Consider the following 23,397-nt stretch of genomic DNA (forward strand, 5'->3'; position numbering starts at 1 on the left):
GGGTACGGGTTAAGATCAGCGAGTTCGGGTTAGTTATTTTGTTTGTGATTGTTTTGTTAATGAGTGGTGAATTTAAACCTTTATTTTTTACTGATATAGGGAAATAATGAAAATAATTAGTTCCAAAAATGACATAATATGATGCGAGCAGATGATTTAATTTTATTCTCTCAGGTGGTTGAACTGGGAAGTTTTAGTAAAGTAGCTGAGCAAAATAGTCTTACAAATTCAGTGGTTAGCAAGAGGTTGGCACGGTTAGAAGAAGAATTGGGTGTCCAATTATTATATCGAACAACGCGTAAATTGACGCTCACTGAGGCGGGGAAGGTCTTACTCGCCAGTGCTAAAAATGTGAAGCAAGCCACGCAAGAAGCGATGGATGCTGTGTCTGGATTTGGAGAGCGGATCAGCGGTCACATAAAAATGTCTGTACCGACGATTTCCGGTGATCTGATTTTAGCTGATGCAGTGGCGGAATTTTGTAATCAACATCCTGGCTTAACGGTTGATATGTCACTGGATAATCGGTTTGTTGACTTGGTTGAAGGTGGGTTTGATTTAGTCATTCGTACTGGTTATTTAGAAGATTCTAGCCTAATTGCTCGTCATATTCTCGATTCTCAGTGGGTGGTATGCGCCTCTCCCACGTATTTAGTTCGCAACGGAAAGCCTAAAAAACCGGAGGAACTGGTTAATCACAACTGTTTACAATATGCCTATCAAACCACGGGAGCCAGCGAGTGGGAATTTAAGGGCCATAAAGGCAATTATATTGTGAAAGTCTCTGGCACCTTTTCTACCGATAATGCGACGGCACTTCGTAAAGCGGCATTAGGCGGGCATGGTATTGCCTATGTGCCGCGCTGCTTGGTTTACCATGATTTTCGAAATGGTGAATTAGTTGATGTTTTCCCTCAGCAGGTAGGGAAAAAACTGGGTGTTTATGCCGTTTATCCTTTTACTCGCCAGCCTCCTAATAAGGTTCGTTTATTAATTGAGCATATACGTCAACGTTATTTAACCATTGCACACTATTTTTAAACTCGTTGATTTAATTCAATACAGGGGTATCACAAGGCTGCCCTTGAGAGTATTTTAGTTGGGTAAAATATTGATGGGCTTTTTCTACATTCTGATATTCAAGCAGCCAAGAGGCGCTTCGTTGGTTATGGCAAAACAGATGAATCTGTTCGAGTAAGTCATGGCTGTGTTGACTGAGGACCTTGGCGACCGATTGAATGAGTTCTGTGTTTTCTATCGAGATAAATTGCAGTAGCGCATAAGCTTGGTTAAGCGCTTGATAAGCATGTTTATCTTGCCCCATGGTACAGAGTATGTCGGATTGATAGACGGCGCTCTCTTTCAGTCCTGTAATAAGACAAATCAGTTGGCACGGTCGGATTTGTTCGCTATGAGCGGCATCATACAGATGTTTAGGTAAGTGATGTAAAACATCCGTCAGTAAATAGTGAGCTTCAGGCCAATGGCCTTGAGCCAGTAATTGTTCCGCTTTGAGGTAATGATTCCAGCACTGTTTTAGGTTCATGTTGACTCCAAGAGAATGAGCGGTTGATATTAAAATGCAATATATTGTCAAATGCAACTGATTATCATTTAATATTTATGCTCTGCATTGCTGATTATTTACTCGCTTGGCTGTGAATTAGCACTAAGTCACTAAAAAGGTTGTGCTTTTCTTCTACACTTGAGCTACAAAGAAACGTAAGGTGGAGCGATGTTACAAAGAACATGACACACAATGAGTGGCCAGTGACATCGCACTAGCGGCGTGGTTAAACGTTAATTTTTAGTAAGACATTATTCATCCACCCACAGTGACATAACGGCTTCGATGAGGCATTTGGGTGTATCACTATCATAAAAAAAATAAGGAGGGAGTATGGCAATTCAAAATTTGAGTGTTGAACAGCTCTATCATGTTGCAACACTAGAAAAACTGCCATGTAAATCAACCAAAGAATTGGCTCCCATTGATGAGATTGTCGGTCAAGAGCGTGCTCAAAAAGCGGTTGAGTTTGCCATGTCCATCAAAGAGAAAGGCTATAACATTTATGCTATTGGGCGTAATGGGCTTGGTAAACGAACCATGATCCTTCGTTATCTCAATCGACATCAGCATGAAAACACCGAGTTATTTGATTGGTGCTACGTAGCGAATTTTGAGGATATCCGCACCCCTCGAGTGTTAAAGCTTCCCTCGGGTGTCGGGCAACAATTTCGCCAAGATATTGAAAAATTAATGGCAAAATTGATGAACGCGATACCACTGGCATTTGATAACGAGCTCTATTTTAGCCGAGCAGATCGGTTAAAAAATCAGTTAGCCCAGAAGCAGCAACATGAACTGGAAGACATTACTCGCCGAGCAAAAGAACGAGATATTAGCCTGACAATCACAACGCAAGGTGATTATCAGTTCGTTGCGATGAATGGCGAAGAAATGCATACCGAAGAAACTTTCGATGCTTTGAGTAAGAAAGAGCAAGAATACTTTTCGCAAACCATTGATGAACTGGAAGTGAGCCTAAGAAATATGGTTCGTCAGTTGACGGAATGGGAAGAAGCCTACAGTGAAAAAATCAAGAAATTGAATGATGATGTCACGTTGGATGTGATTAGCCATTTCATTAAACAACTGAAACAAGACTACTCTAAGTATTCTGAAATCAAAGCTTATCTTACTGAGTTACAGAAAGATGTGATCGAAAATGTGGATATTTTCCTTGATGACACGGGTGAGCAAGGAGAATTAGCCACAGCAGCCCTCGATAAGAAATTGCCTCGTCGCTATAAAGTGAATGTGTTGGTCTGCCGAGCATCTAAACAATTCCCCGTCGTTGTTGAAGAGAACCCTAACTACCATTCCTTATTTGGTTATATTGAAACGGCAACATATAAAGGAACGGTGTTTACGGATTTTTCACTCATCCGTGCAGGTAGCTTACACAAAGCCAATGGTGGTGTGCTGTTAATGGATGCCGTAAAAGTATTAGAGCAACCCTATGTTTGGGATGGGCTAAAACGGGCCCTTCGCTCACGCCAGCTAAGCTTTACCTCCTTAGAAAAAGAGGTCACCTTAACTGGGGCCGTGTCACTGGATCCAGAACCCATTCCATTGGATGTGAAAATCATCTTATTTGGTGACTACCGAACTTATGAGTTGTTGACGCATTATGATCCAGAATTTAGTGAACTGTTTCGAGTCACTGCCGATTTTGAAGATGAGATGAAGCGAACGGCAGAGAGTGAATTGCACTATGCTCGGTTTATTTCCAGCATCATTCATGACAATAACCTGTTGCATTGTGACCGAAAAGCCATTGCGCGGATCATTGAACATAGCTCGCGGATGGCCGGAGATCAGAATAAACTTTCGTTACATTCTGCTCACATTGCTAATTTACTACGTGAATCAAACTATGTTGCCAGACAAGCCAATTCAAATATGATTAGGCAGAATCATGTCGAAGAGGCGCTGAGTAATCAGCAAATGCGCGTCAATCGTTTGCAAGAAGGCGTGATGGAGACCTTTCTAAATGGTACCACGCTGATCCAAACCGAAGGCGCGGCAGTTGGCCAAGTGAATGCGCTTTCAGTATTGGCGACCAGTGACCATGCTTTTGGTGCACCGAATCGTATTACCGCCACCACCTCTTATGGTGATGGCGACATTATTGATATTGAACGCAGCGTTGATTTAGGTGGAAGTATCCACTCGAAAGGCGTGATGATCTTATCGGCCTATTTGAGTTCCGTCTTTGGCCGTACTGCTCGTGTACCACTCACTACTACCATCACGTTTGAACAGTCGTATGGTGGTGTGGATGGGGACAGTGCCAGCATGGCGGAATTTTGCGCCATTGTTTCCGCATTTTCGAAACAAGCGAACCGACAAGATATTGCCATTACCGGTTCTATGAACCAGTTTGGTGAAGCACAACCGATTGGTGGCGTGAATGAGAAAATTGAAGGGTTCTTTGATGTCTGCAACATTAAAGGACGACATAGTGGTCAAGGGGTCATCATTCCTCGTTCAAACATGCATAACCTCATGTTACGTAATGACATTGTAAAAGCGGTGGAAAAAGGTGAATTTCATATTTGGGCGATTGAACATGTAACAGAAGCCATTGAATTATTTACAGGCAAACCTGCAGGAATTGCAACCGATGATGGTAGCTATCCTGTGGACAGTATTTTTGGCTTGGCGCAGGCAAAACTTAACGCTTTACGTAAATAATTAGGAAAAATAAGGCTTCTATAGGAAGCCTTATTTTTCTCTGAAGTGTTCGGATACCGCAGATCGCCGAGTTGGCGCTGGATCTGTTGATATGGTGTGCTCGTAGCCTTCTCGAATAAAGCGCTGATGGGGGATCAAAGGTTCCACTCGGCGTAATTGCGGGGATCTCTGGGTTCCGGATAACTGATAAATAGCCATTCCCCCCCCGGTTGTTACTTCAATGTTTCTTCCATCAAATGCAAATTGAGTGCTAATCAAGCGCTCATTACGAAACACGCCCTGCTCATTAAAAGTCAGCACTTCCGTTAAATGGGCGGGAGTGCCTATCTCTATCCATGATCCATAGACCTGCTTGGGGTGCACATAGTCCTGATAGCTAAAATAAATTAACGTTGCGAATACCAATGCCAATAGGCTAAGCAATAACCAGAAAACGGTTTGCCACAGGAAGGGTTTCGTGATTGAACCATGGTTTCGATAACGCTTTTTTATCATGCTTTTTTCTATTTGGCTTAGCAGCAAAAAGGAGGGCGGTTCGCCCATACCCTAATCTCATTGATGCATATATTGATAATATCCATGGATTTAGAGTGAAGTAGTGGTTTATGAAGCGCAACCAAGATGATAGGAATTATGATCGAGATCAAATATTTTCGTTAAATGCTGAGCTGAATCATCAAAAATTTTTTCTAGTGAGAAGAGAGTTATCTTCTTGTATTAAGAAGAGAGTTAAGTTAAAAACAGTCGTTGTATGGTGTTGTTACAACACAATGAATGATGACTATCTACAAGGAAAAATAATGATTAAGGAAAACAGCTATTTCGACGGTAATGTAAAATCTTTAGGTTTTCAACAGAATGAAAATCAAATTACGGTGGGAGTGATGGCCGTAGGGGAATATACCTTTGGAACGGATGCTCCTGAGCGGATGACGGTTATAAAAGGGGCATTAACGGTGAAACGCTCTACAGATGCAGATTGGGTAACGTTTCAAACGGGTGAGGCATTTGACGTTGAAGGACAATCATCATTTGATCTACAAGTGGCTCAAGCAACCGCCTATTTATGTGAATATTTGTAATCTCTTCGTGTTGGTGCCGAGTACGGTCTTGTTGCCATAAAACATGTTATCAGCATAAAATCGGTGGTCGGCATAAAAAAGCCACACTCTACGAGTGTGGCGAAAACAAAAAGAACAGGCAGTGTGTGTTTACTTTTTGTTAAGTGCTGATCTTTTAAGATCAAACTTGGACAGCAAGGATAAATAAGGCAACTTAGTAGGTTTCAAAGACACCATTGTTATAGTCTTGAATGGCCTGCTCTATTTCCTGAACACTGTTCATGACAAATGGACCATAATGAACAACCGGTTCATTGATCGGTTGGCCCATGAAAATTAAAACCCCACTGGTGTCTTGGGCAAACAGTTCTACCGCCTCCCCTTGTGATAACAGAGCCATCTCACCTTGCATCAGTACTCGTTTCCCCACCTTGATACTACCTTTGTATGCGTAAAGCATCATATTGTAGTGCTTGGGGGTTTCCAGCATCACTTGGTTACCGGGATTCGCTTGCCAATCGGCGACTGTTGCAGGAACACCAGTATGAGTCAGTGGGCCTTGCACTTCTTTTCCATCAGCCATGATGCTGCCAGCAATCAGTCGCAATAAACCTAGAGTAGTTTCTCGATGTTCAGTAATCGTTTCTGGCTGAAAATCGTGATATTTCGCCTCTATCATTTTGTCTTTCGCGGGTTGGTTTAACCAAATCTGGAAGCCATGCAAATCCCCATTTTCCATGATGGGCATTTCACTGTGAATGACTCCTCGACCTGCCGCCATCCATTGTGCACCTCCGCTACGCAGTTCACCCACATTGCCCATATGATCTCGATGCTGAAAGTGTCCTTGAAGCATATAGGTTAGAGTCTCAATACCTCGGTGAGGATGAGGAGGAAATCCACCTACGTAGTCCGCACGTTGATCAGATTTTAACTCATCAACCATCAGAAAAGGCGAAAATCTAGCATCGTTAAAACCCGCAATGCGGCGAATTTTAACGCCATCACCGTCAGAGGTGGCTTGGGCTGGAATTAGCTGACGAATTTCTCGATATGTGCTCATTAGGATTCTCCGTAAGTGGAATAGAGCTCTATTGTAGTGGACGGTGCAAGAAAGAAGAGCAACAACATTTGAGGGTATTATTCAATAAATTTGAACAAGGGCTAAGTGGGTGAGGCGGATAAAGCGGAGGTGGGTATTTGAATAAGGTCAAAATACCGAGAGATTGAGAGAAGGGAGGCGAGGATATCGCAAGTTGTCTATAATTTAACCAAGGTAAGCCGTGTTAGGAGGATTTATGGCCGTTGTCCCCAAACATACCGATTCCTATTCGCATTATGATCCGGATAAAGATCTCACGATAGATCAGTTGCATCGCTTTACTCAAGCGGCGAACAGTGCGCAGAAAAAGCGAGAAGAGCAGCTGGCTTTAGAAACACCTGTCGAGGAAAAACCATCAATGATGGCGGCCGTTCGTCGGGCTCGTCGTCGAGCAATGAAACCGATTGTGACGGTCAAACCGGATAAACCCAACACACTTCGTTATATTATTTGGTTGATAGTGTTTGCGCTCATTGCTCTATGGTTAATGTACATATCAGGTTGAATTGTCTCAATCATTAGCAATGAGATCGAACTTTGGCTTTGAAAAGAGCAGCGCCCTTACCCTCTGGTCGTTCATGAAATGCGTGTGTTGAATGTCTCACGTGACTAGCTGTTTTGCCCTGTTGGTTCCCCATGGTCCCTATTTCCCACAAGAAATTTTTATAATTGTATCAATAACATTATGGATAAAAGATAAACACTCATTGATAATGCTGATGTCAAAGTGTCCAAAAGTGATGAAAATCATGGTCATTGGGTTTATCTATGTCAGTTTTGCTTGGGGGCTATCTTTATGAGCATAAACAAGGCTCTAGCTTAAGGTTCTTGCTATGCTCTTAATAGTGTGCTCTCGACGGAATTGAGATTGGTGATTGAATAGGAATAATAACGAGATCATGCAAAGCAAATCGGTAGGGTGCTTCATACCTGAGACTATCGCTGAGAAAAAGAGAGGTGTGGGATGAATCCTTCCTCTGGAAAATTAAAACTGGTCCAACTGGCGTTTGTCAGCTTTATCTTGTTTTCAGTCGGATTGTTAGAAACCTTTAACCAAAGTCAGCGTTCTTTTTTACGGGAAGGAGTAGAGAGGCGTGCACGTGAAGAACTTGCACTAATTCGTTTTCGTTTAGAGGCGGCAATTCTAGCCGATATCTACGTTGCTTATAGTATTTCCACCTTTATTACTTTAAAACCACATCAAGACTTTCATGAGTGGGAAGCCCTAGCTGAACGTATTATGCTTGATGGAAAACATTTAAAAGCGGTGGCGTTAGCGCCGAATGATGTGGTTCATTATCTCTATCCCCATGAAGGTAATCGCCCAGCCATAGGGCTAGATTACCGGACGGTTCCTAACCAGTGGTATTCGGTAGAACAGGCCCGAAAACAGAAACGAATCTTTCTTGCCGGACCGTTAGAATTAGTCCAAGGAGGAGAAGCTCTGATTGCCCGAGTTCCTATTTTTTCCGATCCTCCCCATAATGATCACTATTGGGGGGTATGTAGCCTCGTTTTAGATTGGCAAGCGCTGATCCGTAGTGTGAATATTGATCTCTTTACCGAAAATTACCATTTTGCCATGCGGGGAGTCGATGGCTCCGGTGAGTCGGGGGCGATTTTTCTTGGGAATGCTAAAACGTTTGAGCAGGCTTTTGCGACGGAAAGTGTTCTACTTCCTTATGGCAGTTGGTTGATAGCGGTGGCGGCTAAGCATGACCTATTAGCAACCTTGCCTTGGTATCAAGTACACTTTGTTCGTTGGTTAGGGTATCCCGTACTACTGTTGCTGGCTTTTTCTTTTATTGTTATTTACCGTTTGTATGTCAAGGCCAATCAGCGTGCGATGCATGATGAATTAACAGGGTTACCTAACCGACGTTATTTTATTTTACTGATGGAAGAGTATTTTGAACGGGCCAAGAAGTCGGGCGATAAATACCCATTTGTATTGCTAAATATTGATTTGGATAAATTTAAAACGATTAACGATACTTATGGTCACCTCGCTGGGGATCATGTCTTAAGGGTTTGTGCTCGACGATTAAAATCATTTTTACGTGAGGAAGAGGTGGTTGCTCGTATTGGCGGCGATGAATTTTTAGCGATTTTGCCTAATCGCTCTTCCTTAACCGATTTGGAAAACATGCTGTCTGACATCGAACAGGCGCTCTGTGCCACACCTATTATTTATGAAAATCGCTCAATCGAGTTAACCATTAGCTTAGGGTACACCTTATTTCATTCTACTTACAAAGATATTGACGACATGTTACGAGTCGCTGATGAGAATATGTATCATAATAAACATCAATAATGGGGCTTCTTGCCTATGATTTGCCAGCCCACAGTGATGTATAGAATTGCAATTCGCAATAGGTTTGCATTATGCAATTTTATTATGAGATTAGTTGTAATGAAACGGTGGTTTTTTAGGCAAAATCATGGTTTTTTAAGGTTTTTAAAGTTGGCATGGTATATGCTTTATATAGAATGACCCTTCTAAGCCGAGGGTCACCTAGCCAACTGACGTTGTTAGTGAACCTTTTTGTTCACATCTATATACAGCCAACCGCGATTATTGCGATTGGCTATTTTTTTACCTGTTATTCCCCACATTTTTGATAGCAGCTTGGAATACGAGGGCAGACTGCACCGCGAGAGCAGATCAATCGAGCTTGGCTTTCAATGCCACGTTCAATCCAGTTGATATTAAGAATCTTAGCGATGGTTAATAAATCTTTCTTAATGTGGCGAGGAATAGTGGTTGTTCCTCCTTGGGCAACACAAGAGGCCTTTAATTCTTCAGCAATGGTTCGAGCGTCTCCCCCTTGTGCATTAATCGCGGGATTGAGATCAATACCCGCGCACAGCACTCGATTATTTCCGGCCGGATCGGTCATGTTCATGGATTCACAGCAGTAGATTCGAGGCTCATCACCGACATTTAAGATGGAGATCTGAGCTGAGCTGCCCGCTTGAGGCTCTGCGAGTCGGCGAAATACGGCCCAATGTTGGCAAGGATCATTAACTTTGCGCATATTTCCCCAAGGGAGGGGGATACCATTACCACGATACACGGCTTTTAATTTCCCTTCCCCATAAGCATCAAAATAGTGCCAATGAGGATAAGGAGAAACGACGGTCATCCGTCTCATCGCTACTGAAGGAGAAACACCGGCTTTTTGATGCACAGAAATTTCATAGCCGTTTCTATCCAGTAGTTGGCGAAAGGGGACTTTAGGGCAGAGTAGCGCTCCTGCAAAAAAGCTGGATTCAAAATCACGCCAAGCTTGCAAAATATCTTGAGAATTGAGCTCAGAACTTTGAGGACTTTCCGTTTGCTCCTCCCAACTGTGAGTGTGCCCTACAGAAAGGACACTTTTTAATCCTTCCTTACTATGGAGAATATTATGGCCAATATAAACGGCTAAATCGTACTTTAATCGTGTGGGGTAGCGACGCAGTATTTCATTGAGATAGATGTGTCCCGGCGGTTCAAAAAAGGAAGTGACGAGTTGTTTTGCACTGATCCCTAATTCATCGACCACATCATGTGGGGTACGGGTTACCCAGCGGATGGTTAACCCTAAACTTTTTGCAATATCAATCAGATCTTCAACTGCTAAATTAAGGCGCTTTAATCCCACCTCTTCCGCCGCCCGCTCTAAGTCGGGAAAATGATTTTGTAGGCTTTCTTGGTGGGCACGGATTAAAAGATGGGCAAATTGTCGCCCTGTGATCCCTGTTTGTGAGAGCATTTCAGGAATCGCAATTTGCAAAATATTATTCGAAAAAAGGAAACTGGGCTCCAGAGCCATTCCACTTATTCCGCCTCGGTTTCCTTTGTCTGGAGTAATATCTGCTTGTTCAGGTTCGTCATCTAAAAACCATCGAGGATCTTTTTGAAAAACTTCCGCAATCACCTCTAGCATTTCAACACTTGGCACGCGTTTTCCCCGTTCAATCATAGAAAGATAGGAAACGGATGGTGCATATTCTGGGTTAACACGGATACAACGAGCAGAGAGATCTTCCATCGTTAAGTGGTTGCGTTTTCTTAAATTTCTTACTTTAGTGCCCAGAAAATGGGACTGTCTGACTAAGCTTTTTGATATGGTCATTTTGTAAAATTCACATTGTAAAATTTTTGTTGTGAAATTGTAGCAAAAAATCCGTTAGTCTACCAAGTAAGCAAGTCACAAACTTAAACAAAATTTAAACATGAGTTTGAAAGAATTGCTCTAGGAGATCATTACAAGTTATCCATGAGGGAAAGACGATGAATATGCTGACGTTCGATAAAACTGACATCCAACAACAAAATAAACCCTTTATCGCTGAAGCTGTCTTCGCCGTCGAGACGATCAGCGCGAATTTACAACGAGAAAAACAATTGAGAGCAAAGCAGCTGCTTGATCGTTTATTTCCATTAGAACGTGGTTCTCACCAAGAGGTAACCAGCTATGTTATTGATTACCATCATGTCTTGGCTTACTTTAAAAATGGCCAGCATACAGGTTTAAAGCTCCCTAAACAGTTTATTGCGTATACAGGTGGCAAAGAGCAACCTTGTTCGATTCTATTTCGAGATGGAAATGGTAGCCATGTTGAAGTTTTGCTTGGATACCAACGTGGAACGGGCTGCATTGAATTGATCAACATTGATGATATTCAACTGGAAACGTGCACAGTGCTGAGCCAAGAGGTGAATGATAAAGAGCCAAATGCCGTTATGCGACATTGGATTAGCTTAATTAAAGGGAATGAGCGTGGTAAACCTCAGGCGTGCAGTGAAGATAAAGAGTACACAGCAAAATGTGGGGAAGACTACCACCTGAGTTACTGTTTTCATTTATAGTGGGAAACGGAAAAACCTTGAGCTTTGATGAGGCAAGCTCAAGGTTTTTTTATACTTTATAAAGGCATGACTCGGTTACGACCTAAATGCTTTGCCTCATAAAGCAGTTTGTCAGCTCTATCTATGAAATCTTGGTCGCTTTCAACCGGTTGGTATTCTGCCACCCCAAAAGAGGCGGTAATATTCCCGACTTGCTGCCCAGTTCGACGATCTCGGACATACAGTTTTTCAATCGAGCGACGCAGGGAATCGGCAAATTGACGAGCGCTACGTAATGACTTATGTGGGAGAATAAGGGCGAACTCTTCTCCACCAAAACGATAAGCCGTGATCCCATCCCTACAACTGCTTTGGATACGCTTGGCCAGTGCTCGAATGATCGTGTCGCCAAATAAATGGCCAAAATCATCGTTATAGGATTTAAAATGATCCACATCTAATAAAATGAGACTCATCGATTGTTGGGCGTGAACTAAACTGAGCAAATCATTATTAAAAGAGCGACGATTATAAAGGCCGGATAGGGAATCAAACAGCGCATCTTTTTGTACTTCTGCTAATTGATTACGTAACCGAGAAATTTCCCCACAAGCATGACTGAGCTGGCTACTGAGAAAACGGGTTGAATGTCGAATATCGTGTGATTCACTGACGAGTTGCCGAATTAAATTCATGACTTCTTCAATCGACAGATCTTCTTTTTCCACTCGCTCTAAATGGCTAAAACTTTTATCAATAACGGCTTCAAAGGCGCAGGTATCTGTCATGGTATCAGACATTGAACTTGAGATTTCACTGGCTAATATTTCAATATTTGAGCGTAGATCGCTGACCGTCGTTTCTACTTTAGAGGCGATGAATTGCTGGTAAAGATAGTCACCAGAGGCGGGAGGGCAAATACCGAAATGATTTAATACATCATCAAGCTCTTGATTGAGTTGAGGGATGGTATTGTCAACGTAAGTGTACCACAGTGCGTAGTTAGTCGGGTTTGCCGCCACATGATGTTTCATCATCAATGGGACCGCTTTTTTCAGATTTTCAGTGGATTTTTTAAAAACGTCGTCAGTCATTGTCTTGCAAACATTACTGCCAGTAAATTCGATACGCTTAGAGTAGCGGATTTTATTTTATATTGCTGCAAATAAATAGGTTCTGAGCTATGAGGAGAAAAAGAATGCGACCGTTGAAAGCGTTTATTCTATAGGCTTTGAAAATGAGGGCGATAGGGACACGCCCTCAAAAAAGTTGAATTAATGGGTCAGGCTTGCCTGACGTTGAGTTTCAATGGCTTTTGCCCCTCGCAGCATCGCTTCGATGAGTTCAGTGGCATTAAATTTTTCTAAGGCTTCGTGAGCACCAACTTGATGTGCTCTATCGATACAGATCTCGCTAGAAAGCGATGTGTGTAAGATACAATAGGCATGATTAAGCTTTGAGTCATTTTGTACCTCAAAAGCGAGTTCGTACCCGTCTAACCCGGGCATTTCAATGTCACTTACTAGAATATCAATAGCTCTCTTTTCATCGGCTTCACGGCGCATGAGCTCAATGGCATCCAACCCATTTTTACAAATTTGGTAAGGAATATTTATGCTATCTAACGCATCTGAAAGTTGTTTACGGGCAATGGATGAGTCATCTACCAGCAAAATATTTAAGGGTTTGAGTCGCTCACGTTCAATATCGGTAAGCATGGGAACTTTTGCTGATTCATATTGCGGATAGATTTTTGAAAGCAAAAGTTCGACATCCAGTAATTGGACGATACGATCTTGGTAACGAGTGATCCCCGTGACAAAAACATTATTACCCGCAGAACTGGGGGCCGATTCAATCGTACGCCAATCACATTCGATAATTTTTTCGATACCACGCACCATAAAAGCAACCACTGTGCGTAGACAGTCCGTCACAATCAAATAGCAATCTTTGTATTCTTGCTCAGTGATGCGTCGAAACCCGATGGCTGCTGCCATATCAATCACCGGAACGGTGAGATCTCGAATGGTCACGGTGCCGACAACATGATGATGAGAGTACGGGATCTGAGTCATCGGTAAAAAGGGAACTATTTCTCGAACTTTCAGCGTTCCTATCGCAAACAGTTGTTTCTGCGAGTTCAAGGTGAACATCAACATTCCTTGTGACTGATTTGCTTTACTGATGGTTTTAGCCATAACACACTACTCAAAATAAACGCTTTTCTATCTCTCTATAGTAACTGAAAAACCTCCATCAGTAACGTTATCCAGTCATTTTTCCTTATAGGATGAGAGAAAAAAGTGATCGTACAGTAAGAGAATGCATTCCCTTAAACCATTCGTTACACTAAACCATTTTTATTGTGGGAGACAAACCATGGGAAAAACGGCCGCCGCTTTACATATTTTAGTTAAACATAAAGAGCAGGCAGAAGCCCTGCTTCAGCAACTGAAAAAAGGGGCGAAATTTCAAACCTTAGCAAGGAAACATTCCTTGTGTCCGTCAGGGAAACGTGGTGGCGATTTGGGGGAATTTCGTCAAGGGCAAATGGTGCCTGCCTTTGATAAAGCTTGTTTTCATGGCGAACTTTTAACCCCTCAATTAGTCAAAACAAAATTTGGTTGGCATATTGTCAAGGTGCTCTATCGAACCTAAGTGAGCAGTTTTTTACCAATGTGTAAACTGAGTCGAAAGAATGCCCCAATTACTGTTCGATTAATTGATTAAAATCAATCCTATTCCAGATTGAATTATGTGATGCACGCTAAAGTCGCATTAGATAATTGTATTTAATTGACAGTAAAAAGTGACGGGGGTTACATATTTTAATACTTTCATTCATTAAATTTTACAAATTGATTTCCATCAAATTTGTAGGGTCTTTCTGTGTTATGTTGCGGGCAATAAAAATAATTATTAGCCCAACAAAAGGAAGATCATAATGAAAAGAACAGCATGTGGATTGGCAGTATTAGCCGCGCTTGTCTCAACCAATGTGCTAGCCCACAAACAAGGTGACATTTTAGTTCGTGCTGGTTTAGCTGCCGTTGTCCCCAATGATAGCAGTGATAAAGTCTTAGGCAGTCCTTATGAGTTAGAAGTGAATACGAATACTCAGCTTGGATTAACCATAGGCTATATGTTGACCGATAATTTCAGTATTGAGCTGCTTGCTGCAACCCCCTTCTCCCATGATATCTCTACGGACCTGCTTGGCTTAGGCGATATTGGTAAAACCAAACATTTACCGCCAACGGTGATGGTTCAGTACTACTTTGGTGAAGCGAACTCCACATTCCGCCCTTATGTGGGAGCGGGTGTGAACTATACAAATTTCTTTGATGAGAAATTTAACAGCTCGGGAAAAGAGGTCGGATTAAGTGATCTTAAACTGGATGACTCATGGGGATTAGCAGCCAACGTTGGTTTTGACTATATGCTGGACGACAATTGGTTCTTTAACGCCTCGGCTTGGTATGCCAATATTGAAACCACAGCCAAATATAAATTTAATGGTGCTTCCCAGTCTACTGATGTGAAGATTAACCCTTGGGTCTTTATGATTGCTGGCGGGTATAAGTTTTAACTTATTGATTAACAATAAGTTTAAAGTTAAATCTAAGAGGTGCATCAAGCACCTCTTTTTTGTCTATCTCCCTTTTTGGTTGAGTCTTCCGTTTCCTTTTTTCTCTTTGTTCACCAAAATCAAACGGTATCGTATGTTGGCATTTGGCTAAAAAGCTTGTTCCTCACGGCATGGGAAGGCACTATAGCGGTTGAGTTTCCTATAGTTGGTTTTTATGGTTTGAGCCTGAGTTTGTTTGTTGAATCAATCGTTTTTATACGATTCGCTGTCTTTATCTCTTCTGTCGCAGAGGCGATACTCACTGTATCGGATAAGCGGGTATGAGCCGCTGGATTGGCCTAATGGGATGCCTGTGGGGGCTTACGGCTTACGCGGCACACCCAACTTTTATCACACCTTTTTTGCAAAATGATTCCCCCTTTCCTTCCTTGGAACATATTGAACAAAGCCCCTATTGGTTTGCGTGTGGCGAGCTGGAAACGGATAAGCGCTGGTGTAGTGATCTGTTTTATTATTATTCGATTTCTGTTTGGGCCAGTATTGATCAAAATGCCGATCAAATCGGAGTGATGACGATGTACAGTGATTATTCGCCTTATACTTGGAGTCAATTTCAGTTGGGTCTTAGACGAGATGGTTTACAACTGGTTTGGGTTAAGCTGGGCAGTAATGAGTTCGACGTTCGAGAGCGACGATCTCAGGATTCTTGGCAAGAGGTGGATCGGGCATTAATTGTTTTCTTAAACCAGCATATTGGTGAGTTTTTCAAAGAGCAACGTTGGCTTTCTCAGCAAAGACAAGGGCAGTTAAAGACGGATGGAGCCACCATCGAACTGCAATGGAGCCTAGTTAATGAGGGTTCATAATGAATTTGAGTATAAAGGAGTACTACCCATGGTTGAAAAAATAACGATGGCCTCTCAAGGGCCTGAGTGCTCAGAGCTGGTACAAGGCTATTGGCGTTTAAGTGAGTGGAATATGACGCCACAAGCGCGTTTAACTTTTCTTAAGCAACATGTTGAACTGGGCATTACAACGGTTGATCACGCGGATATTTATGGTAATTACCAATGTGAACGCTTATTTGGTGAAGCGCTTGCGCTTGAACCCTCACTTCGTGAACAACTACAGATCGTGAGCAAATGCGATATTAAATTGTGTAGCGATCAATTCCCTGATCGAAAGATTAACCACTATGACAGCCGTTCTGCTCATATTTATCACTCTGTGAATAATACGCTGCAACGCTTAGGTGTGAATGAGTTAGATGTTTTGTTACTTCATCGTCCTGATCTGCTGATGGATGCTGATGAGGTTGCAGAAGCGTTTGCTGAGTTACATAAAGTCGGTAAAGTGAAACACTTTGGAGTATCGAATTTTACCCCTGCGCAGTTTGAATTGTTGCAATCTCGACTTAGTAAGCCTTTAGTCACAAATCAGGTGGAAATCAATCCATTGAATTTTGAGGTTGCTCACGACGGTACGTTAGATCAACTGCAAATGTTACGTGTTCGCCCGATGGCTTGGTCTTGTTTAGCGGGGGGAGCGCTTTTTAATGGACAAAGTGAGCAAGCACAACGTGTGCGATGGGTTCTTGAACAATTGAAAGAAGAGATTAGCGCTCAGAGTATTGACCAAGTGGTATACGCTTGGGTACGCAGTTTGCCTGCTAAGCCTTTACCTATCATTGGTTCTGGAAATATAGAACGAGTAAAAGCGGCGGTCGCGGCATTAGAGCTAACGTTAACCCGTGAGCAATGGTATCGAGTTTGGGTGGCGGCGAAAGGGCATAACGTGCCTTAATCACGCTTTCATGGTAAGAAAGCCGCGGCATGATATCGTGTCGCGGCTTTTTCTTTTATAGCTTAATCACCATTAGCCAATCACAATTTGCCCGAGTACATAACCTAAGCAACATGCGCTGATCACACCCACTAAACCGGGAGCCATAAAGGAGTGGTTAAAATACCATTTACCTATTTTGGTGGTGCCTGTCATATCAAAGTTAACCGTAGCAATATCTGATGGATAGTTAGGAATGAAGAAATAACCATACAATGCAGGCATCAGCCCGATTAACAAGGCGGGTTCTAAACCGAGTGCTAAACCAACAGGCAGCATCATTTTGGCAACCACGGCCTGTGAATTCACCACGACAGACACAATGAAGAGTGCAAGCGCAAAGGTCCACGGGTAGGCATTTACCATGTCAATAATACCAGAGCGGAACTGCGGCATCGCATATTGGAAGTAAGTATCTGACATCCAAGCAATACCAAAAATTGCAATTGCGGCAACCATGCCAGATTTAAAAACCACACCTTCAGGCACTATCTTAGGGTTAACTTTTGCCACGAGTAAAATGATCCCACCAAAACAGAGCATCATCATTTGGATAACGGTTGCCATGTTGATGGGTTTATCACCGCCGACCATACGTACTTCGGGGAACATTGCGACCACGACAATCACCAAGATCGACAAAATGAAAAGCAAAACCGAGTTTCTGGCCGCAGCAGGTAGGTGTTCGTCTAAAGATGTGGCGGTGGTATTTAGGATTTTTTCTTTAAAAATAGGATCTTGTAGCCTTTCTTGATAGTCCTTATCTTGCTCAAGCTCCTTACCTCGACGCATACTATAAAGCGACATCAATACGGTGCCAAAGAGCGTGGCAGGAACGGATACCATCAAAATAGAGAGTAGGGTAATACTATGGTTAATATTGGATAACTCCGCTAAGTAATACACTACGGCAGCAGAAATAGGAGAAGCGGTGATCGCAATTTGTGATGCGACGGAAGCGGCTGCCATGGGACGTTCTGGGCGAATCCCATTTTTCAGAGCAACATCACCAATAATGGGCATGATGGAATATACGGCATGGCCAGTACCCAGCAAAAATGTCATTGAATAGGTGACTAAAGGCGCGATTAAGGTGACGCGTTTTGGGTTACGGCGTAATAAACGCTCGGCGACTTGCAGCATGTATTTAAGGCCACCCGCAGCCTCAAGGATTGATGCACAAGTGACCACGGCCAAAATAATCAACATGACCGTTATGGGGGGAGAGGTCGGTGGCATTTTGAAGATGAAAACTTCAATGACCAAACCAATACCGGAGACAACCCCTAATCCAATACCTCCGTAGCGGGAACCCATGTAAAGGATCAGCAAGAGGAATAAAAATTCCAAATAGAGCATAAATAGCAACCTTATTATTAAAATAAACGGTGCTTATTTTCTTGCGCTATTACGGAAAAATATGAAGCTAAGTTCACACAAAATTACATTTTAAAAATGGAAAAACATTAACGTGATAGTGGTCACTATTTCGATGGATAAAGTAAACAAGTTGAAAGGGGACCTGTAGTCAAAATGTTGAGCCAACAAAGACAAAGTGTAAAGAAAAGCCAAGCTAAAAAATCTTGGCTTTACAATAAGTTACTTAATTTATCTGATTGTGCATGACTCAGCAATTTCTGAGTTTAGCAGTCATCATAAATCGTGGGGATGGGTTGACGCTTATGTTGTGTCGTCTGATAAATTTGGATCAGGCGTTCAGTCACTGATGAAGGAATGGGTTTCCCTTCTAAAAAATCATCAATTTGTTCATAGGTCAGATTAAGCGCATCTTCATCCGCTTTTTGTGGTGCCAGTTCTTCTAAATCAGCTGTGGGCACCTTTTGGACCAATATTTCTGGAGCGCCAAGTGTGGCAGCAACGAGACGTACTTGACGTTTATTGAGGCCAAAGAGAGGCGCTAAATCACAAGCCCCATCTCCATATTTGGTATAAAAGCCCGTGATGTTTTCGGCTGAGTGATCTGTGCCTAATACTAGCCCCCCGAGATAACCGGCAATTTCATATTGAGCAATCATTCGAGCGCGAGCTTTTACATTCCCTTTTACAAAGTCAATTTTGGCGGTATCGGTGGGCAATAAACCGGTGCCAGCCAGTGCTTGATGTGAGGCGGCGTGTAAGCCATCGACTCCCGATTTTATATTGACGGAGATAGAATGCGTCGGTTGGATAAAAGAGAGGGCGAGTTGTGCTTCCTGCTCATCTTTTTGTTCACCATAAGGTAAACGAACCGCAATAAATTGGTATTGGTCGGTATGGTATTGCTGGTTTAATTCATCAACAGCTAATTGAGCCAAACGGCCACAGGTTGTTGAATCAACGCCGCCGCTGATCCCTAACACTAGGGCTTTGCAGCCAGACGCTAGCAGTTTGCGCTTAATGAAGGCCACTCTGCGCTCAATTTCAAATTGTGGATCGATACTGGGTTGCACCCGCATTTCTTCTCGAATCATCTGTTCCATCATCTTTCCTATTCCAGCAAGCGAAACCCTATAAGGAGGCTCGCATCTTGATATGAGTTAGTTATATCATACCGCAAACGACAAATTAGAAAACCGTGAATACGATCTCAAAATAGAGAGAGAAACGTCGATGGAAAAAATAGCCATATTTGGCAGTGCGTTTAACCCCCCAACACTTGGGCATAAAAGTGTGGTTGAGTCACTGACGCATTTTGATCGCATTTTACTGGTGCCCAGTATCGCTCATGCTTGGGGCAAAGAGATGTTGGACTATGAATCGCGTTGCTCTTTAATTGAAGCGTTTATTGATGATTTAGGGCTACCTCAAGCAGAACTGTCCACTGTGGAACAAGATTTACTACAGCCGGGGCAAAGTGTGACGACTTATGCTTTACTCACTTTCTTGCAAGAACAATGGCCGGAGGCGGAACTGACCTTTGTGATTGGGCCGGATAACCTTTTTCAGTTTGGACAGTTTTACCGAGCTCAAGAGATCCTTCAACGCTGGTCTGTTATGGCGTGCCCTGAAAAAGTTAAAGTCAGAAGTACCGATGTTCGAAAGTGCTTACAAGAAAAAAAAGAGATCAACACGATGACAACCCCTTCGGTCGCTGCATTACTGAAACAACAAAATAGTTATGATGCTTGAACCATTAGGAAGGTGTTCATCTTGCCTTCTTTTCTTTACACTCATGGCTGGTAATTTTTATTGGATAAAGAAAAATGACATTGGACGAACGATTAACTCAAATTCAGCATCAACCACAAACGCTCACTTTTTCAGAGGTGATTGCCACCATTGATGAGTATTATCAGTTTACCCCAACGGCATTTACCAATGGTGATGTCCATAACGAGATGAACCAGAATAATGGTTCATGTAAGATTTTTGCTTTTGCGGCATTACACCAACTTTCGGTAGAGAGTACTTTGGCATGTTTTGGTGAGTTTTATCGACATGATGTGCTGGAATTCCCTAACAATACCGATCACCAAAATATCCGCAATTTCATGCGTTATGGCTGGCAAGGGATCCACTTTAGCGATCAAGCCTTACTGCCACGTTAAGGGCCTAGTTCCTACATGGGGTGAGCGCATCATTGTATTTCCGAACGCATCACAGACCGACCATTGATACGTTCGGAAATGGTTTACTTAGATAGCCAGTGGCATATGTTGAGAAGGGTCTTGATGCTTATAGACGTGTCGCAGTCCGAGAAGAGCAAAAACTGACATGACGAGCATAATCATACCAAGTGGTAATTGGTTTGTGGCAGGAAACAGTGAAGCCACTAACGTCGCCGCGCCCGCCCCAAGGTTTTGCATACCACCAAGAATCGCTCCTCCTGTTCCTGCATGGTAAGGCAGGGGATCTAATGCTCCGGTCGTGGCCGCTGGGAATAAAATCCCAGCACCTAAGAAATAGATCGTGGCCCCACCAACTAAAGTCAAAGCGGTAGTTTGATCAAATAGGCCCGGGATAAGGACAATCATGGAGCCAAAAATGATGGCGATCAACCCGACGTGCAAGGCCTGTTTTTCATTTTTTTTCTGTGCAATCACATTTGAGAGCCAAGCTCCAGCAAGATAGCCGGGGATCGGGGTAACAAACAGTAAGCTGACGGTGGTGGCTGGTAAGGCCAATACCCCGCCTAAAAGCACCCCTGCCGCTCCTTCAAACACGGCCACTCCGGCAAAGGTTGCCACTAAGCAGAGTAAATATCCTTGAAAACGGTGATCGGAGAGCACAAATTGATAACTTTTGATCACCGATTCTTTTTTACGAGCCTCTTTTGGCAACGTTTCTATCATATTGGTCATCATGGTAATCATGACGGCGATAGCAAATAGGGATAAAAACAGATAACTGGAGCGCCAGCCCCAAGTTTCAGTCAAATATCCACCCAGTACAGGGGCAATTAAAGGAGAGAAGATCAAACACATACTGATCAAACTGTTAGCTTGATGCAGTCTTGCTCCACTGAAGCAGTCCCTTGTTAGGGTTCGACTCATCGCCCCTCCACAGCCAATGCCTAATCCTTGAGTAAAGCTACCCAGTAGAAAAAGGGAATATTGATGGGCAAAAAGGGCCACCAAGCTGCCGAGGATATAAATGGCCAGCCCTGCAATAATAATAGGTTTACGGCCAAGACGGTCAGATAAGGTTCCATAGATAAACTGTGAAAAGCCATATGGGATCAGGTAGCAAGCCATAACGGCTTGTAAAGCCGAGGGGGTGACTAAAAACTCACTCGCCATGTAGCCAACAGAAGGGACATACATGGTTTGTGTCATTTGACCAACGGCAGCCAATATAGCGATAAGAAAGGTCAGTTTAACTAATGGGAATGTTGCAGACATTTTTTCTCCACCCAACAACATTAAAATAAAAGGAAAATTTTACTAATGAGAAATAATAAATCAGCACGTATTCTCTGTGCGAGATAGTAGTTAGACAGGTTAGGTTAATCAATCCTATGGCCAGACATTTAGCACGATAAAATTATATGATTTGGATTAGAAAAACTAATCACAATTTCGTTTGTGTTCAGTGTCAATCCTCCTATGAGTAGGAGAATCAGGATTTTGGTATCGAGATATCCATTTTTTAGCATCGAATCTATTGTTTTTCATTCAGTTGAGGTTTACCATTTGTGTAAATGATAATCATTATCGCAATAGGTTTTTATGTTACCCTTATTCTTTACATTGGTTTTTCTCTTCGCTCTTGGGATAAAACTGGCGATTTCTCTGTACGGTTTGGTCGTGCTGGCTGTTTTACTGGCGGGCCTGTCATGGTTACAAGTGGGTAATACTGTGTTCGTACTTATTTGTCTATTTATTGCCGCACCGTTTTTAAGTCATTGGAAAACGCGAAAATGGGCAAAGAGTGTGTTTGTGTTGTGTGTGTTCCTTCCTTATCTATTCAATCTGTTTTTCTTTGTCATCTCACTTTAGCCCTTCGTTTTTTGGCCATCGGTTTTTTAATGAAAATAGGGTTTTCTCAGAATGTTGGCGGGGATGATTTTGCTCCGCGATGGCACAAGAACGCCACGGAATCGTAGTAATACGCTTGCGACAGAAAACAGAACTGGTTATAGTTCACCGCATAAATGCGAATGCTTATCAAAATATATCGCAATAGTTAATGACCAGTATAATAAGGACGGATATGAAATCAGTAATGGGTTGGGCCGCATTCGGGCTGTTTGCCTCACTCTCTGTACAGGCTGCCAATGTAACGATTGAGCATCAAATGGGGAAAACAACACTAGAGCAAAACCCTCAACGTGTGGTGGTGATCGGTATTGGCCCATTGGATGCGGTTCACTATTTTGGGATTAATCCAGTCGCTGTTTCTAAAGTGGCGGAACTGCCAGACTATTTAGCTCAATATCGAGGAGCTGAATATGCTCCAGCCGGTTCACTCTTTGAGCCAGACTTTGAGCGTATTTATATGCAAAAGCCCGATGTTATTATTACTGGGCCGAGAGCGGCACGTACGGCTTATGATGAGCTAAGTAAAATTGCGCCTACCGTTGTTTTTGCGGTTGACGATAGCCAGCCATATTGGGAAAGCACCCAAGCACAATGGCGTAATTTAGGTAAACTTTTTGCGATTGAAGATAAAGTCGAAGCCAAAATTGCAGAGTTAGATAATACCTTTACTCAAGTTCATGATTACAACCAGAAGCATCAAGCCCAAGCCATGACGGTGATGAGTTCTGGGGGTAATATTACCACTTTTGGCGCGAATTCTCGTTTTGCGGCTATCTATAAAGATTTTGGCTTTCGTGAAGCGGCAACCGTGAAACAAACGGCCAATCACGGTAATTTGATTTCGTACGAATATATTCGACAAAATAACCCACAAACGCTCTTTATTATTGACCGTGACAGACTGGTCAATAAAGGGGAAAGCCGCACTCGTGAAGAGTTTGAGAATACGTTGATAAAAGCAACGGATGCTTATCAACAGCATCGTATGGTTTTTCTCGATCTCAATGCGTGGTATTTGGCCATTGCGGGGGTAACGGCAACAGAGCAAATGTTGAGTGACATGCAAGTCAATCTTCATCAAGAATAAGTGAATTTGAGCAAGTACCTTTTGGCTTACTATTGTCCCCTTGGTTTTATTTTACTGCGGTATAGGCGGACTTTTTAGGTATATCGAGTCAATGGTGAACAGGGTTCACCATTGACTTTATGAGTTCGTATA

General features: G+C 42.7%; 23 protein-coding genes. 14 read left to right on the forward strand and 9 right to left on the reverse strand.

Features of this window, described 5'->3' with window-relative positions; all coding sequences use genetic code 11:
* The first annotated feature begins 141 nt into the window (after positions 1 to 141).
* Positions 142 to 1,041, forward strand: coding sequence for a LysR family transcriptional regulator (locus B5D54_RS10000; RefSeq protein WP_078926457.1), 900 nt, complete (start codon positions 142 to 144; stop codon positions 1,039 to 1,041).
* A gap of 10 nt (positions 1,042 to 1,051) precedes the next feature.
* Here the strand turns inward: B5D54_RS10000 and B5D54_RS10005 are convergent, their stop codons facing one another.
* Positions 1,052 to 1,546 carry a hypothetical protein gene (locus tag B5D54_RS10005; RefSeq protein ID WP_078926402.1) on the reverse strand — a complete coding sequence of 165 codons (495 nt, stop codon included), beginning with the start codon at positions 1,544 to 1,546 and terminating at the stop codon, positions 1,052 to 1,054.
* Between the two features lie 354 nt (positions 1,547 to 1,900).
* On the opposite strand from B5D54_RS10005, the gene B5D54_RS10010 reads away from it, so the two are divergent.
* Complete coding sequence (locus tag B5D54_RS10010) at positions 1,901 to 4,261, forward strand: ATP-binding protein (protein ID WP_078926403.1); 2,361 nt, start codon at positions 1,901 to 1,903, stop codon at positions 4,259 to 4,261.
* A 30-nt stretch (positions 4,262 to 4,291) separates the two neighbouring features.
* On the opposite strand, the gene B5D54_RS10015 is transcribed toward B5D54_RS10010, so the two are convergent.
* On the reverse strand, positions 4,292 to 4,756 hold the full coding sequence (locus tag B5D54_RS10015; RefSeq protein WP_115173928.1) for a DUF2850 domain-containing protein: 465 nt from the start codon (positions 4,754 to 4,756) through the stop codon (positions 4,292 to 4,294).
* Between the two features lie 305 nt (positions 4,757 to 5,061).
* Between B5D54_RS10015 and ppnP the strand changes: the two genes are divergently transcribed.
* The gene (ppnP, locus tag B5D54_RS10020) at positions 5,062 to 5,343 is read left to right on the forward strand and encodes a pyrimidine/purine nucleoside phosphorylase (RefSeq protein WP_078926404.1); all 282 of its coding nucleotides are present in this window, start codon (positions 5,062 to 5,064) and stop codon (positions 5,341 to 5,343) included.
* Positions 5,344 to 5,536: 193 nt separating this feature from the next.
* Here ppnP and B5D54_RS10025 read toward each other — a convergent pair whose 3' ends face one another.
* Positions 5,537 to 6,385 carry a pirin family protein gene (locus B5D54_RS10025; RefSeq protein ID WP_078926405.1) on the reverse strand — a complete coding sequence of 283 codons (849 nt, stop codon included), beginning with the start codon at positions 6,383 to 6,385 and terminating at the stop codon, positions 5,537 to 5,539.
* A 235-nt stretch (positions 6,386 to 6,620) separates the two neighbouring features.
* Between B5D54_RS10025 and B5D54_RS10030 the strand changes: the two genes are divergently transcribed.
* Positions 6,621 to 6,929, forward strand: coding sequence for a hypothetical protein (locus B5D54_RS10030; RefSeq protein ID WP_078926406.1), 309 nt, complete (start codon positions 6,621 to 6,623; stop codon positions 6,927 to 6,929).
* 459 nt (positions 6,930 to 7,388) lie between these two features.
* A complete protein-coding gene (locus tag B5D54_RS10035) occupies positions 7,389 to 8,741 on the forward strand; it encodes a diguanylate cyclase (RefSeq protein WP_078926407.1) in 1,353 nt (450 codons plus the stop codon).
* 289 nt (positions 8,742 to 9,030) lie between these two features.
* On the opposite strand, the gene B5D54_RS10040 is transcribed toward B5D54_RS10035, so the two are convergent.
* Positions 9,031 to 10,548, reverse strand: coding sequence for a DUF3612 domain-containing protein (locus B5D54_RS10040; RefSeq protein ID WP_078926408.1), 1,518 nt, complete (start codon positions 10,546 to 10,548; stop codon positions 9,031 to 9,033).
* A gap of 158 nt (positions 10,549 to 10,706) precedes the next feature.
* Here B5D54_RS10040 and B5D54_RS10045 point away from each other — a divergent pair, with 158 nt between their 5' ends.
* Positions 10,707 to 11,285 (forward strand): aldolase/citrate lyase/malate synthase family protein, encoded by a 579-nt coding sequence (locus B5D54_RS10045; RefSeq protein WP_078926409.1) that lies wholly within the window; start codon positions 10,707 to 10,709, stop codon positions 11,283 to 11,285.
* Between the two features lie 56 nt (positions 11,286 to 11,341).
* On the opposite strand, the gene B5D54_RS10050 is transcribed toward B5D54_RS10045, so the two are convergent.
* Together B5D54_RS10050 and B5D54_RS10055 are read right to left on the reverse strand one after the other, a co-directional pair.
* Positions 11,342 to 12,358, reverse strand: a complete 1,017-nt coding sequence (locus tag B5D54_RS10050) for a GGDEF domain-containing protein (protein ID WP_078926410.1) — start codon at positions 12,356 to 12,358, stop codon at positions 11,342 to 11,344.
* 180 nt (positions 12,359 to 12,538) lie between these two features.
* Positions 12,539 to 13,465, reverse strand: coding sequence for a chemotaxis protein (locus B5D54_RS10055; RefSeq protein ID WP_078926411.1), 927 nt, complete (start codon positions 13,463 to 13,465; stop codon positions 12,539 to 12,541).
* A 181-nt stretch (positions 13,466 to 13,646) separates the two neighbouring features.
* On the opposite strand from B5D54_RS10055, the gene ppiC reads away from it, so the two are divergent.
* The 4 genes from ppiC (at position 13,647) to B5D54_RS10075 (ending at position 16,659) form a co-directional block, all read left to right on the forward strand.
* Complete coding sequence (gene ppiC / locus B5D54_RS10060; protein ID WP_078926412.1) at positions 13,647 to 13,925, forward strand: peptidylprolyl isomerase PpiC; 279 nt, start codon at positions 13,647 to 13,649, stop codon at positions 13,923 to 13,925.
* A 286-nt stretch (positions 13,926 to 14,211) separates the two neighbouring features.
* Positions 14,212 to 14,856 (forward strand): outer membrane protein OmpW, encoded by a 645-nt coding sequence (gene ompW, locus B5D54_RS10065; RefSeq protein ID WP_078926413.1) that lies wholly within the window; start codon positions 14,212 to 14,214, stop codon positions 14,854 to 14,856.
* Between the two features lie 320 nt (positions 14,857 to 15,176).
* A complete protein-coding gene (locus B5D54_RS10070) occupies positions 15,177 to 15,722 on the forward strand; it encodes a hypothetical protein (RefSeq protein WP_078926414.1) in 546 nt (181 codons plus the stop codon).
* 28 nt (positions 15,723 to 15,750) lie between these two features.
* Positions 15,751 to 16,659, forward strand: coding sequence for an aldo/keto reductase (locus tag B5D54_RS10075; protein ID WP_078926459.1), 909 nt, complete (start codon positions 15,751 to 15,753; stop codon positions 16,657 to 16,659).
* 72 nt (positions 16,660 to 16,731) lie between these two features.
* On the opposite strand, the gene B5D54_RS10080 is transcribed toward B5D54_RS10075, so the two are convergent.
* Positions 16,732 to 18,057 (reverse strand): anaerobic C4-dicarboxylate transporter, encoded by a 1,326-nt coding sequence (locus B5D54_RS10080; protein WP_078926415.1) that lies wholly within the window; start codon positions 18,055 to 18,057, stop codon positions 16,732 to 16,734.
* Between the two features lie 284 nt (positions 18,058 to 18,341).
* Complete coding sequence (gene nadE, locus B5D54_RS10085; RefSeq protein WP_078926416.1) at positions 18,342 to 19,178, reverse strand: NAD(+) synthase; 837 nt, start codon at positions 19,176 to 19,178, stop codon at positions 18,342 to 18,344.
* 130 nt (positions 19,179 to 19,308) lie between these two features.
* Between nadE and B5D54_RS10090 the strand changes: the two genes are divergently transcribed.
* Positions 19,309 to 19,827, forward strand: coding sequence for a nicotinate-nicotinamide nucleotide adenylyltransferase (locus B5D54_RS10090; RefSeq protein WP_078926417.1), 519 nt, complete (start codon positions 19,309 to 19,311; stop codon positions 19,825 to 19,827).
* Between the two features lie 74 nt (positions 19,828 to 19,901).
* Positions 19,902 to 20,246, forward strand: coding sequence for a HopJ type III effector protein (locus tag B5D54_RS10095; protein WP_078926418.1), 345 nt, complete (start codon positions 19,902 to 19,904; stop codon positions 20,244 to 20,246).
* Between the two features lie 87 nt (positions 20,247 to 20,333).
* Here the strand turns inward: B5D54_RS10095 and emrD are convergent, their stop codons facing one another.
* Positions 20,334 to 21,539, reverse strand: a complete 1,206-nt coding sequence (gene emrD, locus B5D54_RS10100) for a multidrug efflux MFS transporter EmrD (protein WP_078926419.1) — start codon at positions 21,537 to 21,539, stop codon at positions 20,334 to 20,336.
* 327 nt (positions 21,540 to 21,866) lie between these two features.
* Between emrD and B5D54_RS10105 the strand changes: the two genes are divergently transcribed.
* Both B5D54_RS10105 and B5D54_RS10110 read left to right on the forward strand, forming a co-directional pair.
* Positions 21,867 to 22,136, forward strand: a complete 270-nt coding sequence (locus B5D54_RS10105) for a hypothetical protein (RefSeq protein WP_078926420.1) — start codon at positions 21,867 to 21,869, stop codon at positions 22,134 to 22,136.
* Positions 22,137 to 22,350: 214 nt separating this feature from the next.
* Positions 22,351 to 23,265 carry a siderophore ABC transporter substrate-binding protein gene (locus tag B5D54_RS10110; RefSeq protein WP_078926421.1) on the forward strand — a complete coding sequence of 305 codons (915 nt, stop codon included), beginning with the start codon at positions 22,351 to 22,353 and terminating at the stop codon, positions 23,263 to 23,265.
* Positions 23,266 to 23,397: the final 132 nt, after the last annotated feature.

Source organism: Vibrio cincinnatiensis DSM 19608, assembly GCF_900167345.1.
Lineage (GTDB): Bacteria > Pseudomonadota > Gammaproteobacteria > Enterobacterales > Vibrionaceae > Vibrio > Vibrio cincinnatiensis.

Coding starts and splice junctions, on each gene's coding strand:
- B5D54_RS10000 (WP_078926457.1), top strand. CDS start 142: ATGCGAGCAGATGATTTAATTTTATTCTCTCAGGTGGTTGAACTGGGA.
- B5D54_RS10005 (WP_078926402.1), bottom strand. CDS start 1,546: ATGAACCTAAAACAGTGCTGGAATCATTACCTCAAAGCGGAACAATTA.
- B5D54_RS10010 (WP_078926403.1), top strand. CDS start 1,901: ATGGCAATTCAAAATTTGAGTGTTGAACAGCTCTATCATGTTGCAACA.
- B5D54_RS10015 (WP_115173928.1), bottom strand. CDS start 4,756: ATGATAAAAAAGCGTTATCGAAACCATGGTTCAATCACGAAACCCTTC.
- ppnP (WP_078926404.1), top strand. CDS start 5,062: ATGATTAAGGAAAACAGCTATTTCGACGGTAATGTAAAATCTTTAGGT.
- B5D54_RS10025 (WP_078926405.1), bottom strand. CDS start 6,385: ATGAGCACATATCGAGAAATTCGTCAGCTAATTCCAGCCCAAGCCACC.
- B5D54_RS10030 (WP_078926406.1), top strand. CDS start 6,621: ATGGCCGTTGTCCCCAAACATACCGATTCCTATTCGCATTATGATCCG.
- B5D54_RS10035 (WP_078926407.1), top strand. CDS start 7,389: ATGAATCCTTCCTCTGGAAAATTAAAACTGGTCCAACTGGCGTTTGTC.
- B5D54_RS10040 (WP_078926408.1), bottom strand. CDS start 10,548: ATGACCATATCAAAAAGCTTAGTCAGACAGTCCCATTTTCTGGGCACT.
- B5D54_RS10045 (WP_078926409.1), top strand. CDS start 10,707: ATGAATATGCTGACGTTCGATAAAACTGACATCCAACAACAAAATAAA.
- B5D54_RS10050 (WP_078926410.1), bottom strand. CDS start 12,358: ATGACTGACGACGTTTTTAAAAAATCCACTGAAAATCTGAAAAAAGCG.
- B5D54_RS10055 (WP_078926411.1), bottom strand. CDS start 13,465: ATGGCTAAAACCATCAGTAAAGCAAATCAGTCACAAGGAATGTTGATG.
- ppiC (WP_078926412.1), top strand. CDS start 13,647: ATGGGAAAAACGGCCGCCGCTTTACATATTTTAGTTAAACATAAAGAG.
- ompW (WP_078926413.1), top strand. CDS start 14,212: ATGAAAAGAACAGCATGTGGATTGGCAGTATTAGCCGCGCTTGTCTCA.
- B5D54_RS10070 (WP_078926414.1), top strand. CDS start 15,177: ATGAGCCGCTGGATTGGCCTAATGGGATGCCTGTGGGGGCTTACGGCT.
- B5D54_RS10075 (WP_078926459.1), top strand. CDS start 15,751: ATGGTTGAAAAAATAACGATGGCCTCTCAAGGGCCTGAGTGCTCAGAG.
- B5D54_RS10080 (WP_078926415.1), bottom strand. CDS start 18,057: ATGCTCTATTTGGAATTTTTATTCCTCTTGCTGATCCTTTACATGGGT.
- nadE (WP_078926416.1), bottom strand. CDS start 19,178: ATGGAACAGATGATTCGAGAAGAAATGCGGGTGCAACCCAGTATCGAT.
- B5D54_RS10090 (WP_078926417.1), top strand. CDS start 19,309: ATGGAAAAAATAGCCATATTTGGCAGTGCGTTTAACCCCCCAACACTT.
- B5D54_RS10095 (WP_078926418.1), top strand. CDS start 19,902: ATGACATTGGACGAACGATTAACTCAAATTCAGCATCAACCACAAACG.
- emrD (WP_078926419.1), bottom strand. CDS start 21,539: ATGTCTGCAACATTCCCATTAGTTAAACTGACCTTTCTTATCGCTATA.
- B5D54_RS10105 (WP_078926420.1), top strand. CDS start 21,867: ATGTTACCCTTATTCTTTACATTGGTTTTTCTCTTCGCTCTTGGGATA.
- B5D54_RS10110 (WP_078926421.1), top strand. CDS start 22,351: ATGAAATCAGTAATGGGTTGGGCCGCATTCGGGCTGTTTGCCTCACTC.